Here is a 15,368-nt window from a genome sequence, read left to right as displayed (position 1 = left end):
AATTTTTATAATGTAAAGATCACAATAAACCCTATTCTTCGCCCACATGCTTTTTATAGAACTTCCAAACTTCTTTGGCTACATTTCGCCCAAGCTCAAGACCGGCAACATTATCGGCCTGAATGTGATAACCGCCCAAAACCCTTGATATACCGGCCATCTCAGCAGTTTCAGTGAAGGTTGGAAACTTAAGGACTACCGTATCGCCCAAATTATCGGGTTCGGTGAGCGCCCCTGCGACCAATTCGACCTCCTCTCCAAAATGATCACTACCCGTCCAAAGCTTCAAAGCTTCCGCACAGCCACCGCTTATCGTACTATGACCCGACACATAGCTTGGAAAAGGAGGACACAAAAAAGTTTCTGGAGAGTAAGGCCGCCATTGCGAACCATCTATCTCCATCATACCCTTACCTTCACCGCCCCATGCCTTGATTTTTTGATCTTCGTAGTATTTATGAACCAAAGCGTAGGGTCTGGCATAGTCATAGTACATTTTTGAATCCCAAGAGGCAATAAAGCCATCCATGGCCACCACTTGGTTGTAGAAATACATTTTTACATCTTCATCAAGAGTGTGGTTGTCTCTTCGCGAAACATCTTGAGCAAATTTCAACCAATGTCCAGCTTGCTGCACTGATTGTGGACCATCTCTCATAAACTCCACCAATGCTTTTTGCTCGTCAGTCAAATTTGCCTGCATCTCAATGACCTCTTTGACCTCTCTTTCCAATTGCTCAGATCCTATCATGGGTGGAGGGCCAGGTCTAAATTGGTCTGCTGATTTTAGAGCTATCGGTTCCACCTTGTCCCAAAAAGGCGTAAGACAACCGGGAGCAAATTTACCTCCTTTTCCATCAGAAAAGTATTTGGGCTGCCAACGGTTGGGGTCTACATTTTCATCTGCAGAGTTAACGGGTTCGTAGCCAGTGTAGTTGAAATAGGGCTCCCCATTTGAACCCTCTTCTTCCCCGTATTGATTTGAACCGTCGCCTTTGCGGGCCTCAATGACTGCCTTCGCGGCTAAATTTCCGATACCCTCTGGCGTTGTTGGGTCCAAAGACTCGTTTGAGGGGTCCAACCCCAATTCTTCCATAAAACCAGCAAACAATTCTTTGTCAGAGTAATAATACTCGTTCATGGCACGAAAGGCGGCATAACTAATAGCGATTTCTTTATTCTTCAAGGTTTGTTCACTTTCAGGTCTTCTTTCAACTCCCTCGAGATAAACCGGAATCGCTTTATCATCATATCGAGACCATGCATCAAAGACCGAAACAAAAATCAATCCTAAATATCTTGAGGTGACCGTTGGCCTTGGCTGAAACCTATCAGTATCTTTGGCGGTTGCTGTCAACGCCATTTCTCCCCATTTATAGGCAATGTTATCAACACCTTTGGGTGTTTCAATACCAGTTATGCTCAAGTTCTCCGCTTTCTCCTTATTTTCTTTGCACCCCAATACCGCGATGCACAAAAAAGCAATCAAAAAGACTTTGTAAACCATTGAAATCCCCTGCTTCCTCAGGGGCCTTAATTCAATCATAGTGTATACCCGTTTTGTTTATTTAATGAAGTGTGGTTAGGCCTTGTCAATTTAAAAATTATTGGGAAATTCTACCTCCTGATCAAAAAGAATTTGAAATCAATTCATTATTAATGTCCTTGGGCCTCACCCACACCACTGGGTATTCGAATGTTTTCAACTATTTCTTGAACATCTTGTGGCGGCGCAGGAAAAAAATGTGATACGGCAATGGCCACTACAAAGTTCACCAACATACCCAAGGTACCAAACCCTTCGGGCGAAATGCCAAACCACCAATCATCGGCAGTACTGGTTTCTGGGTTGCCAATCCAACCCAATTTGAAACGGGCAATGTAGTAGGTGGTAATGGCCAGACCTGCCACCATACCTGAAATGGCGCCCTCTCGGTTCATGCGCTTACTGAAAATACCCATGACAATGGCCGGAAAGAACGAAGAAGCGGCAAGACCAAAGGCCAGGGCCACCACAGAGGCCACAAACCCTGGAGGGTTGATGCCAAAATATCCGGCCACGATTACTGCGAAAAAAGCAGAAATTCGTGCAATCAACAATTCTTTTCTATCCGACATGTTCTTGGCAAATTGTTTTTTGATCAGGTCATGTGAAATTGAGGTCGAAATCACCAATAATAAGCCTGCTGCTGTGGAAAGCGCCGCTGCCAATCCACCTGCGGCCACCAAGGCAATCACCCAGTTGGGCAGCCCGGCAATCTCAGGGTTTGCCAGCACCGTAATATCCCGATCGATGTAAAGCTCATTTGGCGAGGTACTGGCATTTCTAATGACTCGTTGCCCCAACAAGCCCCTTGTTTCAATAAACTCAGGCTTTTTTCCGTTGATGGCGGTACCGGGCAGGTACTGTATTTTGCCATCATCATTTTTATCTGTCCATGCTATGAGTCCTGTATCTTCCCATTTCGTGAACCACGCCGGAATTTCTTGATACGGTGTGTCTTGCACCGTTTCCATCAGATTGGTGCGGGCAAAGACCGCAATGGCGGGTGCCGTTGTGTACAGAATAGCGATGAACAATAGGGCATAACCCGCAGACTTTCGGGCGTCTTTTACCTTGGGTACTGTAAAAAAACGAATGATTACATGTGGCAATCCTGCCGTACCCAACATCAACGCGGCAGTGATAAAAAAGACATCGATTTTGGCCTTTGACCCATCAGTATAGGCCGTAAAGCCCAGTTCGGTCATAAGTCCGTCAAGCTTGTCCAACAAATAGACCCCATCGCTTCCGGTGGAGCCGAAGCCGATTTGGGGCACTGGATTGCCGGTGGCCATCAACGAAATAAAAATGGCCGGCACCATAAAGGCAAAAATCAGTACACAATATTGGGCCACTTGGGTATAGGTGATGCCCTTCATTCCTCCCAAAAAAGCATAGAAAAGCACTACCGCCATACCGATAAAGACCCCGGTATTCACCTCAACATCCAAAAATCTTGAAAAGACTACCCCTACTCCACGCATCTGCCCGGCCACATAGGTAAACGATACAAACAAAGCGGCAATTACCGCAACCGTGCGTGCCACATTCGAATAATAGCGGTCACCTATAAAATCTGGAACCGTGAATTTGCCAAATTTTCTAAGATAAGGGGCCAATAGCAATGCCAAGAGCACATAACCGCCAGTCCAGCCCATCAGATAGACAGAGCCGTCATAACCTGAAAACGCGATAATCCCGGCCATGCCCAAAAAAGAGGCGGCCGACATCCAATCGGCTGCGGTTGCAAGCCCATTGGCCAAAGGCGATACGCCACCACCGGCCACATAGAAATCTTTGGTAGAAGCGGCACGTGACCAAATAGCAATGCCTATATATAGGGCAAATGTGAGACCAACGATAATGAACGTCCAAGTTTGAATATCCATCATTCGTTGAGTTTGTATTTTTTATCAAGTCTGTTCATCAACCATACATACACAAAAATGAGGACTACAAACACGTAGATGCTTCCCTGTTGGGCAAACCAAAAACCGAGTTTAAAACCACCCAAGCGAATCGTGTTCAATTCATCGACAAGAAGGATACCGAAGCCGTAAGAGACCAAGAACCAAATGGAAAGCAGGATGGCAAGGTATTTTAGGTTCTCACGCCAGTATTTTTTGTGGTTGGAATTCTTCACTGAATTGATTTATGCTGAAAGATATAAAAACACTGGTAAAGTCTTCTTGAATGGGCCTATCAAGAAATAGAATTCAAATAGGAGGCAATATTTTGGCCAATACGCTCATGTATGTTCGAGACATCGGCTTTTTGAAAGGTTTCTCCCATGATGCTTTCGTAGAGTTCAATATACCGTTCTGAGACGGATGTGATATATTCATCGCCCATTTCAGGAACTTTCTGACCTTTAAGCCCCTGAAATCCGTTGGAAATCAACCACTGTCGCACAAATTCTTTTGAAAGCTGCTTTTGGGGCTCACCCTTTTCTTGACGTTCTTGGTATCCTTCCGCATAAAAGTAACGTGAGGAATCTGGTGTGTGTATTTCATCTATCAAAACGATTTCCCCTTCTTTTGTCTTTCCGAATTCATACTTGGTATCAACAAGGATCAATCCGCGGTCGGCCGCAATCTCGGTGCCACGTTGAAATAGTTTTCGTGTATACTCTTCCAAAACCGTATAATCGAGTTCTGATACAATGCCGCGCGAAAGGATTTCCTCTTTGGAGATGTCCTCGTCATGGTCGCCTTTTTCCGCTTTGGTAGCTGGGGTGATGATCGGTTCAGGAAATGGGTCGTTCTCTCTAATGCCCTCGGGCATGGGCACCCCACACAACATTCGCCTACCTGCTTTGTACTCTCTTGCAGCGTGCCCCGAAAGGTAACCGCGAATCACCATTTCTACTTTGAAGGGTTCACAGGCCTTGCCGACCGCCACATTGGGGTCTGGGGTGGCCAGTAGCCAATTCGGCACCAAATCTTCGGTGGCCTTCATCATTTTTGTGGCAATCTGGTTCAAAATCTGCCCCTTGTACGGAATCCCCTTCGGCATTACCACGTCAAAGGCCGAAAGCCGATCAGTGGCGATCATGACCAAAATATCGTTTTTAAGGCGGTACACTTCTCGAACCTTTCCCTTATACACCGATAGCTGGCCCTGAAAGGTGAAGTTGGTGTGCATCAAGGTATTGGGCATGCAAACTTAGTTTTGGTGTTCAATGGTTTTGTAGGCCGAAATGATTTTTTTGACGAGCCCGTGGCGAATAACATCTTTATCATCTAAGTGGATGATTTCAATGCCCTTTACATTTTTTAAGATGAGTAATGCTTCTTTGAGCCCCGAAATGACCCTACGCGGCAAATCAATCTGCCCAGGGTCGCCCGTCAACAAGAATTTGGCATTTTTACCCATTCGGGTCAAGAACATTTTCATCTGGGCATGTGTGGTGTTCTGGGCCTCGTCCAAAATTACGAAAGCGTTGTCGAGCGTACGGCCGCGCATAAAGGCCATGGGGGCAATCTGTATAGTGCCGTCTTCGATGTACTTCATCAACTTTTCACCGGGGATCATATCGCGCAGCGCATCATAAAGTGGTTGCATGTAGGGATCTAGTTTTTCCTTTAGGTCTCCTGGTAGAAATCCCAAATTTTCACCGGCCTCCACAGCTGGGCGCGTCAAAATGATTCTTCTTACCTGCTTTTCTTTTAAGGCCTTCACGGCCAAAGCGACCCCTGTATAGGTTTTACCGGTACCGGCCGGCCCAATGGCAAAAACCATATCGTTCTTTGAACAGGCATCAACCAGCCTACGTTGGTTAACGGTCTGGGCCTTGATCAAGCGGCCGCTCACACCGTGTACCAGCACATCGCCACTATTGCCAGACCCTTCATAGTCTTCTTTGCCGTTGCTTGTCAAAACGCGTTCGATCATGTTCTCGTCAAGTTTGTTGTACTTGGCAAAGCGCTCGGTAAGCATATCGAATCGACGGTCGAACTCCTCCAAGAGCTCTTCGTCACCGTATACCTTGATTTTGTTGCCCCTCGCAACTATCTTCAGTTTCGGAAAGTATTTCTTGAGCAATTCTATGTTTTCATTGCGCTGCCCAAAAAATTCCCTAGGGCTTATTTCGGTAAGTTCAATTATAAGTTCGTTCAATGAAAATTGGATATTAACGTGTTCGGGTGAAAGAATGATTTATACTTCTTCCCTTTTGTGTAATTTTACCCAACAAACTTAACCAAAAATCATTCTCAAAAGGCAAAAACATATCAACACTACGGCATGCCAATTATAACCCTGACCACAGATTTCGGTCATAAAGATCACTTTGTTGCTGCCTTGAAGGGAACAATATTAGGTGCCCTTGACGAAGTTGACATCGTTGATATCTCGCATGGCATATCACCTTTCAATATCCAAGAATGTGCCTATGTGCTCAAGAACGCCTACCAACATTTTCCAAAAGGGAGTATCCATATAGTGGGTGTCGATTCGGAGAAATCACCAGAAAACGAACATTTGGTGGTGGTACTCGATGGACATTATTTTGTAAGTGCCAACAATGGTGTCATGTCATTGATTGCTTCAGATTCTGAACTTGAGAAAGTTGTCGAGATCAATTTGCCGAACGCTGAAACAGATTCCTTCCCTGAACTAAAGGTTTTTGCCCAAGTGGCCTGCCACTTGGCTAGGGGCGGAAAACTCGAAGTGGTCAGTAAACCGTTCGAAAACTTTAAAAAACTCAAAGATTTTGAGCCCCGGGTCACCAACGAGGGCAGAACCATCGTTGGCAATGTCATCTATATCGACAATTACGGAAACGTGGTCACCAACATAAAAAAGGCCCTTTTCGAGGCCTATAGAAATGGTCGAGACTTTGAGATCATAGCCCGCACCAACAAGATTCGCAATATATATAACAACTACAACGGCATTATCAATTATGGGTTGGACAAGAACCAACGAAAAGGCCCCGGCGATGCCCTTGCCCTGTTCAACGCATCGGGCTACATAGAGCTGGCCATTTACAAAAGCGATCTGAAAACGGTTGGCGGTGCCTCGACCCTGCTCGGCCTGGGCTATCGTGATATGATAACCATTAATTTTATATAAATGCTGGTACGGATAGTAAAACTGACCTTCAAAAGCGAAAATATTGCTAGTTTTGAACGCATTTTTGAAAATACCAAAGAGGGCATCAGAAATTTTGAGGGATGTTCATTTTTGGCGTTGTACCGCGATGTTGACAATCAGAACGTTTTTTATACCCAATCACATTGGAGCAACGAACAGGCGTTGCAGGCCTATCGAAATTCTGAATTCTTTAAAACAGTTTGGGCCAAGACCAAACAGCTGTTCGATGCAAAACCAGAAGCCTATAGCATGACACCAATAAAAACCGTTAACTGACATCGTATGCTGGCCATTTTTAAAAGAGAGGTTTCATCTTTTTTTGCGTCGCCTATCGGGTATTTGATCATCGGCCTTTTTTTGTTGCTGAGCGGACTCTTTTTATGGGTGTTCAAAGGCAGCTTCAATATTTTCGATAACGGATTTGCCGATTTGAGCAGCTTTTTTTTATTGGCTCCCTGGGTCTTCCTCTTTTTGATTCCAGCGATAACCATGAAAGGGTTCTCGGAGGAAAAAAAACTGGGCACCCTTGAGCTCTTGCTCATTAAACCAATCTCCATTGGCCAGGTCGTACTCGGAAAATTTTGGGGAGCCCTTATCCTCAGTGTCATTGCGGTAGTACCCACCATAATCTATGTTTTTGCCATCTCAGCGCTAGGTACCACCGAAGGAAATTACGATGCTGGCATTGTAGCGGGATCCTACTTTGGCCTGTTTTTTTTAATGGCCGCCTATACGGCAATAGGTCTGTTCGCCTCGTCTCTATCTGATAACCAAATTGTCGCCTTTATAGTGGGCATTGTGCTTAGTTTCTTTGTTTTCTACGGATTTGAAGCACTGGCCACCCTTACCACAGACGGGAACTTGCAAGAAAACATTAAAGCGCTCGGGGCAAAGGCCCATTTTGAAAGCATTGCTCGGGGCATCATCGACACCCGCGATATTATTTACTTTTTAACGCTGGCCCTCTTTTTTCTTTACCTTAGCCAAGAGGTCATCAAACACGGGCTGAAACCCAAGCACATAGGGCTGGCTCTCTTAAAGGGGCTTCCGTTGTTATTGGCAATCAATATGCTTGGGTCGTTAACCCACAAACGTTTTGACCTAACCGAAGACCAACGCTACACCCTGTCGGAGCCTGCCATTGCAGTGGCCAATAAATTTGACGCTCCCGTAATTGTCGACATATTGTTGGATGGCAATATTCCCGCTGAGTTTGCAAGGCTGAGAACCGAAACAGTGTTGTTGTTAGAGCAGTTCGCCGATAAAAATCAGAATATAAAATATACACTGGTCGACCCCTTGGAGGATATCTCTATGCAGGAAGAGACATTAAAGGAATTGCAGCGCATAGGCCTTACCCCTGCTTCGGTAACCATCGAAGAAGATGGAAAGGTGTCACAAGAGCTGGTCTTTCCGTGGGCCATGGCAAATTACAACAACCAAACGGTGAAAGTGCCATTGCTGAAGAACAAACTCGGAAGCTCGTCCGAGGAGCGCATCAACAACTCGGTACAGCAATTGGAATATGCTTTTGCAGATGCGTTTGCCAAACTGGGCATAGAACAGAAAAAAAAGGTTGCGGTCATAAAGGGCAATGGCGAGTTGGGCGACCCATATATCGCCGATTTTCTGACCACCATTCGTGATTATTACAACATCGGGGCCATTACGTTGGATTCCGTTTCAAGCAATCCCCAAAATGTCTTTGACCAGCTCAAAAACTATGATTTGGCACTCATCGCCAAACCTACAGAGCCCTTTAGCGATGAAGAAAAATATGTAATGGACCAATTTGTGGTCAACGGGGGCAAGACCATGTGGCTTATTGACCAAGTTGCCATTGAACTTGACAGTCTTTTTAATGAACAGGGCAGCAATGTTGCTTTGTTGCGCGACTTAAAATTGAACGACTTTTTTTTCCGGTACGGGGTACGGGTAAATCCTGAGTTGGTGAACGATATGTACAATACGCCGATTGTGTTGGCCACAGGAGAAGGCAACGACTCACAGTACAACCCGCTTCCCTGGGTGTACCATCCAATGGTGTTTTCAAGAAACGACCATCCTATCAACAAAAACATAGAAGCGTTGCGGTTGCAGTTTGCCAATACCCTTGACACGCTCTCAAATAACAACAAGAAAACCATTCTATTACGGTCCTCACCCCTATCCAGGGCCGAGGGGGTGCCAAAACCAATAAGTCTGGATATCATCAACCGACCGCCTGACCGTACCCAATACGAGGGCAAGGGCAACCTGCCGCTTGCCGTGCTGATCGAAGGAAAGTTCAATTCGGCCTTTACCAACCGTATTAAACCCATCGCTTTGGAAGGTGCACAGGAAAAAGGCGGTGAAAACAAGATGCTGGTCGTGGCCGATGGTGACATTATCAAGAACCAACTCAGAAACGGACGGCCTTTGGAACTGGGCTATGACAAGTGGACCAATAGCTCGTATGGCAACAAAGAGTTTTTGCTAAATAGCCTGAATTACCTCTTGGATGATTCTGGACTTATAAACATTCGAAACAAAGAAGTTTCGATTCCGCTGCTCGACCCACAAAAGGTAGTCGCCCAGAAAAACAAGTGGCAGTTGATTGCCATTGGACTTCCCCTGTTGGCAACCTTACTTTTTGGTTGGCTTTTCACCTTTACAAGAAAGCGGAAGTATTCGGCCTAAGTGTTGATAAGTTAGTTTCGTTGACAAGCAGTTTTAAAATATATTTGCTTGGTTCAGTTGTATTGGATTTACGATATAACCAATTTTTAATTCTCGTACACGAGATACCACAAAATTTTGTTTGATGAAGTTTATAGTATCGAGCACTTATTTATTGAAGCAATTACAGGTATTGGGTGGAGTAATCAACAACAGTAATACGCTGCCTATACTGGATAATTTTCTTTTTGACCTAAAGAAGAATAAGCTGACCGTTTCGGCATCTGACCTTGAGACCACCATGAGTTCGGTTTTGGAGGTGGATTCAGATTCTGAAGGGGTTATTGCCGTTCCTGCACGGCTTTTGTTGGATACGCTAAAGACTTTTCCAGAACAGCCCTTGACCTTTGTGGTCGAAGACAACAATACAGTTGAAATAAGCTCTAACCATGGTAAGTATGCCTTGGCGTATGCCGATGGTGCTGAGTTTCCAAAAGCCATTGAACTTTCAAACCCGAGTTCCACCACTCTCATGGGTGACATTTTGGCAACGGCCATCGAGAAAACCATTTTTGCAGCAGGCAACGATGACCTAAGACCTGTAATGAGCGGGGTGTTTTTTCAGTTTTCACCTGAGAACCTGACTTTTGTCTCAACAGATGCCCATAAACTGGTCAAATACCAACGAGCCGATGTTACTGCTTCTGAGGTGGCCGAGTTCATTATGCCCAAAAAACCTTTGAACCTTTTGAAAGGTATTTTGGCGGGATCGGAATCTGATGTAAAAATCGAATACAACGAAAGCAACGCCAAGTTTTCATTTGAGAACACAGAGCTTATCTGCCGATTGATAGATGGAAAGTATCCGAATTATGAGGCGGTCATCCCGAAGGAAAATCCCAATAAATTAACAATTTCAAGGAGTCAGTTCTTGAGTTCGGTGAAAAGGGTTTCCATCTTCTCCAACAAGACAACACACCAAATTCGCTTGAAAATCGCGGGTGCGGAACTGAATATTTCTGCCGAGGATATCGATTATAGCAACAAGGCCGAAGAGCGGCTTTCATGCTCATACCAAGGGGATGATATGCAAATTGGTTTCAACTCGCGTTTTCTGATTGAAATGCTGAACAACCTGTCATCTGAAGAAGTAACGTTGGAAATGAGCTTGCCCAATCGGGCTGGAATACTGACCCCCTCTGATGGCCTTGATGAGGGCGAGCACATCACTATGTTGGTGATGCCGGTGATGCTCAACAGTTGAAAGAAAGCTTGACATTACGATAAAAAAGCCAGGGAACAACCCTGGCTTTTTTTTTAAATGAATTTTATGGTCATGAAGTAAGAAGGTGCTTCACCATTGGCAGCCTTTACTGCATTGACTATCGGCAATACAAAGCCTAAAATTCCCGTTCCTATTAGTGTTAGAATTCCCAAGCCCAACAACAGAATGGCCGGTATGCTCAAAACAATGTAGAGTAAAAGGCTCAATTGCAGATTTATAATGGCCTTCCCATGTTCGTCCATTCCCTCAACGCTGTTGCGCGAGGTCAGCCAAATGATCAAGGGCACTATAAAGCCCCCGAACCCGGTAACATAATGCAGCAATTGCGTTAGATGGGTAATGGAAAGTAATGTGGTATCCTTTCGTAAAACATTTTGATTGACAAGTTCCATGATATTGTGATTGATGATTTACCTATATGTAGCAATTTTTACCAAAATGTTACAAGAAAGCACTTCTTCGTATTTTTGTCGGCATGTCACACCAAGATACCATAGTTGCTTTGGCCACCCCATCAGGCGTAGGGGCGATAGCTGTGATACGCATTTCAGGCCCAGAGGCCATTGCCCGTGCAGCCATCGTCTTTAAATCGATTTCAGGTAAAGATCTAACAAAGCAAAAGACCCATACCATTCATTTGGGGCATATTATTGATGGTGAAAAGGTTTTGGATAAGGTACTGGTTTCCATCTTTAGAGCCCCCAATTCATATACGGGAGAAGATGTGGTAGAAGTGTCGTGCCACGGCTCACCCTACATACAACAACAAATCATTCAACTTTTTTTGAGAAACGGTTGCCGAACAGCGTCGGCGGGTGAGTTTACGTTACGTGCCTTCTTAAATGGCAAAATGGATTTGAGCCAAGCAGAGGCGGTGGCCGACTTAATAGCGAGTGATAGTGAGGCATCGCACGAAATTGCCATGCAGCAAATGCGAGGGGGCTTCAGCAACGAAATCAACCGTCTTCGCGATGAGCTTTTGAATTTTGCCTCCCTTTTGGAGCTAGAGCTTGATTTTTCAGAAGAGGATGTGGAATTTGTCGACCGCGAAAAGTTCGAGGGTCTCTTGGCAGAGATTTCAAAAGTGCTCAAAAACCTTATCGACTCCTTCGCCTTGGGCAACGTGATCAAAAATGGTATTCCGGTTGCCATAGTGGGTGAACCAAATGTGGGCAAATCGACACTTTTAAATACGCTGTTGAAAGAAGAACGCGCCATTGTCAGCGATATCCCTGGCACTACCCGCGATACCATTGAAGACCAACTAGCGATCGGCGGCATCAACTTTCGATTTATCGATACCGCTGGTATTCGCGAAACGGTTGATGTGGTTGAGGGCATTGGCATACAACGTACCCTTCAGAAAATTGAACAGGCCAAGGTGGTGCTCTATATGTTGGATGCCGAAAAGGCAAAAAATTGGAAATCGTTTGATGAAATTGATGGCCTGCTAGAAAAATTTCCGAAGAAATCATTTGTATTGGTCGTAAACAAAGCCGACAAGCTATCGGAAAATGAAAAGTCAAAACTAATTTCACTTCTCCCAAAAAATAGCGGGGCAAAAGTACACTTGCTTTCAGCCCAAAGGGGCGATGGCGTGGATGACCTAAAAAAAATGTTGCTCAATCTCGTAAACACGGGTGCGCTGGGCGGCAACGACACGATTGTTACAAATAATCGCCACTACAGCGCACTTTTAAAGGCCCTGGAAGAAATTCAAAAGGTAAGGGCAGGAATGCAACAAGAATTGAGCGGTGACCTATTGGCTATCGACGTTAGACAAGCACTTTTCCATCTTGGGGAAATAACCGGTGAAGTGACAACCGATGATCTTTTGGGCAATATCTTTTCGAATTTCTGCATCGGGAAATAAATAAGTTGATTTTTTATTTTCATTTGTTTTCATTTAATTGATTATCAACAAGGTGTTGAAAAATATTTTGTTTCTTGATTTCTTTTAATAGCCAATTTTCATACATTTATTACACCTTTTTTACACCTCACAAAATTTTTTTCATCTTGAGGTGTAATTTTTCCACCTCGAAAGCCTTTGGATATGAAAATCAGCCTGAAGCAAAAAAAGTTGACAAATGGCAAATCAAGTTTATTTCTTGAATTCTATAATGGATACCGAATAGATAAAAATGGAGTCAAAAAACATCTTAGGAAATTTGAATATCTAAAACAGTATATTTTTGACGATCCAAAAAACATAGAGGAAAAAAGAAAGAATAAGGAGATTTATGAATTGGCTGAAAAAATCCTTTCTATACGTAAATCAGAATTCTATCAGGGAAAGTATAAACTTAAGGATAACAAAAAAGGGAATATCCTTCTTTTTGACTTCTATAAAACACTTCAAGAAGAACGTTACGAATCCAAAGGTGGATAAGCCGGGTAAAGTGACCCACCTTCGCCGGATGAAAGTGACCAGTGTAAACGAACTGCTCAGATTTGATCTATCCGTGGGTTAAACTTAGTTTTTATTTTTCAATTTTCTTCTCATTGATTCTCCTTTTATATCTATTCTGTGTGCCGTGTGCACCAAACGGTCCAGGATGGCATCGGCCAGTGTTTTTTCACCTATAATGTCGTGCCATACTTCGACAGGTAGCTGTGATGCTATTATGGTGGATCTTTTGCCGTGCCTGTCCTCGATGATCTCCATCAGGGAGTGGCGGTTTATGTTGTCCAGGGGCTTCAGCCCAAAATCATCCAATATGAGCAAGTCCTGTCTTTCCAATCGGTTTATCTGTTTCAGGTAGGAACCGTCGGCCTTGGAGGTCTTTAGCAGGGTGAATAGTTTGGCGGGTGTTGAAGTACATTGTTCTATACCCCATCGAGCAGGCCTGGTGGCCAATGGCGGAGGCCAGATAACTTTTGCCCACGCCCGTACTGCCCGTGACAAGTATGTTCTCCCTTTTTCGGATAAAGCCGCAGGAGCCGAGCCGCTGTACAAGATTTTTGTCCAGTTGGCGCGATGGACGGTAGTCCAAGGCCTCCATAACGGCCGTGTACCTGAACCTTGCGGACTTGGTCAATCGCTCTATCCTGCGGTTGCGGCGGTCGTCCCATTCGCTCTGGATGAGATAGGCGATGAGCTCGTCATTGGTGTAGGTGGTATCGGCACCTCCGGTTTCCATTGTTGTGGCGAAGGCCCTGTGCATTCCAAAGAACCTCATTTGTTTCATCAGTTCCATTGTTTTTTCGTTCATATGTTCTGTTTTTAAGTGTTGTTTTTATTCATAGTATTTTCCGCCCCTTATGTTCTTGTGCTCGGGCATTTCCAGATCCCCGTCGATACCTTCATCAATTTGGTCCCATCCCTTCTTTAAGATGCGCTCGACCATATTGTAATTGTACGCTCCATATTCCGAGGCACGTTTGCAGGCGTTCTCAAGACGTTCCCTTCCATACTTTTTGGCAAGGTGCAATATGCCAAGACAGGATTTATAGGATTGTTCCGGGTGCTGTTTCTTTTCCAATATGGCGATGATGTACCCTTTGCAGTGTTCGCCGATATTGCCTGCCCAACCAATGAACCTCTCACTGCTCCATTCGCTCACAAAGCGGTGGTGCGATGGCATATGGTCGGCCAGGGTGGTATAGCCATATTTCTTTTTGTTCCTTTTATGTACCGCGAACCTTTCGTGTTTATGGTAAATCTCGACGATGCTGTCGGTATAGACCAGCTTGACCTGTTTGCCGATATGGCGATAGGGAACACTGTAATAGTGCTTGTCCTTCCCAAAATAGATATGGCTGTTCTTGTGCACGGTACCTCGGGCATACCTTTTTATCTCATAGCGTTTTTCGGGCAAGGGCATCAGTTCTTGCCTCTCTATCTCAAGGAACAATGAACAACGGGAGTATTCCCTCCCCCTAAATGACATTCCATTGTGCTTCTCTAACAGCTCCCATATCGCTTTGTTGATATCTGTGATGTTATGGAAGGTCCGGTTCCGTAAAGGGGCGAACACCCTAGTGTAGATTATCTTCACGGCGTTCTCCACTATGGCCTTGTCCCTTGGCCTGTAGGTACGTGTGGGCAGTACGGCTGTTTCGTAATGTTCGGCAAAGTCCGCGAATACCTTGTTCAAACTAGGTTCGTAACGACTGCTCTTTGTCACGGCCGATTTGAGGTTATCGGGCACCAAGGCCTTTGGCACGCCGCCATAGAACCATAGGGCGTTCTCGGTACAACGTATAAAATCTTCCAGTTTTTGGCTTGCGCAGGCCTCCACATAGGTATACTGGCTGCTGCCCAGTATGCACACGAACACTTCCAGTTCCTGAAGTTCGCCGGTGTCCCTGTCGACGATATGGAGTTTCTTTCCCGTGAAGTCGATAAAGAGCTTGTCGCCGGCCTTATGCTCCATGTGCATCACGGGCGAGGTCTCCTTGCGCCATTCGGCGTACCAATACTTGAACTGTGAGAGCCTGAACCCATCGGGGTGCTTCGCATAATATTCCTCCCACAGCAATCGTCGCGTAACGCCCGTCTTGCGGAGTTCCTTGTCAAAGTGGGGAAAGTACTGCCTTAGGGTCAGCAGGCGTTGGCTCTTCGGCCTTTGCCCGTCCTTAAAAAGATTGTGGAGTTCCTCCAGGGTCATCTTCTCCACTTCGTACCCCGTGAAACGGTACCGCTTGAAGAATTCGATGTACTTTCTAATGGTAACGCGGGATATGCCCAATTGCTGGCTTATCCGTCGCTTGCTTACACCAGAGGTGTAGAGCTTATAAATCAGTTTTATTTTTCGCATATCTATCTGCTTGTTCGCCATG

The 15,368-nt window shown here is 45.0% G+C and carries 13 protein-coding genes and 1 pseudogene; 6 read left to right on the top strand and 8 right to left on the bottom strand.

Annotation, left to right across the window (positions count from 1 at the left end):
• Positions 1–31: 31 nt before the first annotated feature.
• The 5 genes from VC82_RS12685 to VC82_RS12665 form a co-directional block, all read right to left on the bottom strand.
• Positions 32–1,546, bottom strand: coding sequence for a vanadium-dependent haloperoxidase (locus tag VC82_RS12685; RefSeq protein WP_245615900.1), 1,515 nt, complete (start codon positions 1,544–1,546; stop codon positions 32–34).
• A 110-nt stretch (positions 1,547–1,656) separates the two neighbouring features.
• Positions 1,657–3,432, bottom strand: coding sequence for a sodium:solute symporter family protein (locus tag VC82_RS12680; protein ID WP_045802696.1), 1,776 nt, complete (start codon positions 3,430–3,432; stop codon positions 1,657–1,659).
• On the bottom strand, positions 3,432–3,686 hold the full coding sequence (locus VC82_RS12675) for a DUF4212 domain-containing protein (RefSeq protein ID WP_157518097.1): 255 nt from the start codon (positions 3,684–3,686) through the stop codon (positions 3,432–3,434). Before VC82_RS12675 ends, VC82_RS12680 begins: the two co-directional genes overlap by 1 nt.
• A 59-nt stretch (positions 3,687–3,745) precedes the next feature.
• Positions 3,746–4,702 carry a phosphoribosylaminoimidazolesuccinocarboxamide synthase gene (locus tag VC82_RS12670; protein WP_045802694.1) on the bottom strand — a complete coding sequence of 319 codons (957 nt, stop codon included), beginning with the start codon at positions 4,700–4,702 and terminating at the stop codon, positions 3,746–3,748.
• A 6-nt stretch (positions 4,703–4,708) separates the two neighbouring features.
• Positions 4,709–5,662, bottom strand: a complete 954-nt coding sequence (locus VC82_RS12665; protein WP_045802693.1) for a PhoH family protein — start codon at positions 5,660–5,662, stop codon at positions 4,709–4,711.
• A gap of 126 nt (positions 5,663–5,788) precedes the next feature.
• On the opposite strand from VC82_RS12665, the gene VC82_RS12660 reads away from it, so the two are divergent.
• The 4 genes from VC82_RS12660 to dnaN all read left to right on the top strand — a co-directional run bounded on the left by VC82_RS12660 (position 5,789) and on the right by dnaN (position 10,562).
• The gene (locus VC82_RS12660) at positions 5,789–6,619 is read left to right on the top strand and encodes an SAM hydrolase/SAM-dependent halogenase family protein (protein ID WP_045802692.1); all 831 of its coding nucleotides are present in this window, start codon (positions 5,789–5,791) and stop codon (positions 6,617–6,619) included.
• On the top strand, positions 6,620–6,916 hold the full coding sequence (locus tag VC82_RS12655; RefSeq protein ID WP_045802691.1) for a putative quinol monooxygenase: 297 nt from the start codon (positions 6,620–6,622) through the stop codon (positions 6,914–6,916).
• Positions 6,917–6,922: 6 nt separating this feature from the next.
• On the top strand, positions 6,923–9,319 hold the full coding sequence (gene gldG / locus VC82_RS12650) for a gliding motility-associated ABC transporter substrate-binding protein GldG (protein WP_045802690.1): 2,397 nt from the start codon (positions 6,923–6,925) through the stop codon (positions 9,317–9,319).
• 124 nt (positions 9,320–9,443) lie between these two features.
• Positions 9,444–10,562: a DNA polymerase III subunit beta gene (dnaN, locus tag VC82_RS12645; RefSeq protein WP_045802689.1), complete on the top strand. Its 1,119-nt coding sequence runs from the start codon at positions 9,444–9,446 to the stop codon at positions 10,560–10,562.
• A gap of 53 nt (positions 10,563–10,615) precedes the next feature.
• Here the strand turns inward: dnaN and VC82_RS12640 are convergent, their stop codons facing one another.
• The gene (locus VC82_RS12640) at positions 10,616–10,975 is read right to left on the bottom strand and encodes a DUF4870 domain-containing protein (protein ID WP_045802688.1); all 360 of its coding nucleotides are present in this window, start codon (positions 10,973–10,975) and stop codon (positions 10,616–10,618) included.
• Positions 10,976–11,058: 83 nt separating this feature from the next.
• On the opposite strand from VC82_RS12640, the gene mnmE reads away from it, so the two are divergent.
• Together mnmE and VC82_RS12630 are read left to right on the top strand one after the other, a co-directional pair.
• Positions 11,059–12,456, top strand: coding sequence for a tRNA uridine-5-carboxymethylaminomethyl(34) synthesis GTPase MnmE (mnmE, locus tag VC82_RS12635; protein WP_045802687.1), 1,398 nt, complete (start codon positions 11,059–11,061; stop codon positions 12,454–12,456).
• A 183-nt stretch (positions 12,457–12,639) separates the two neighbouring features.
• Entirely contained in the window at positions 12,640–12,975 is a 336-nt protein-coding gene (locus VC82_RS12630) for a hypothetical protein (protein WP_045802686.1), read from the top strand.
• Positions 12,976–13,059: 84 nt separating this feature from the next.
• On the opposite strand, the pseudogene istB reads toward VC82_RS12630, so the two are convergent.
• Positions 13,060–13,798 (bottom strand): annotated as a pseudogene (gene istB / locus VC82_RS15865) (IS21-like element helper ATPase IstB).
• Between the two features lie 24 nt (positions 13,799–13,822).
• A complete protein-coding gene (gene istA, locus VC82_RS12620) occupies positions 13,823–15,367 on the bottom strand; it encodes an IS21 family transposase (RefSeq protein ID WP_045800687.1) in 1,545 nt (514 codons plus the stop codon).
• Position 15,368: the final 1 nt, after the last annotated feature.

The sequence above is a fragment of the Flagellimonas lutaonensis genome (assembly GCF_000963865.1).
GTDB classification, from domain to species: Bacteria; Bacteroidota; Bacteroidia; order Flavobacteriales; family Flavobacteriaceae; genus Flagellimonas_A; species Flagellimonas_A lutaonensis.
This window is presented reverse-complemented; position numbering and strand designations above follow the sequence as displayed.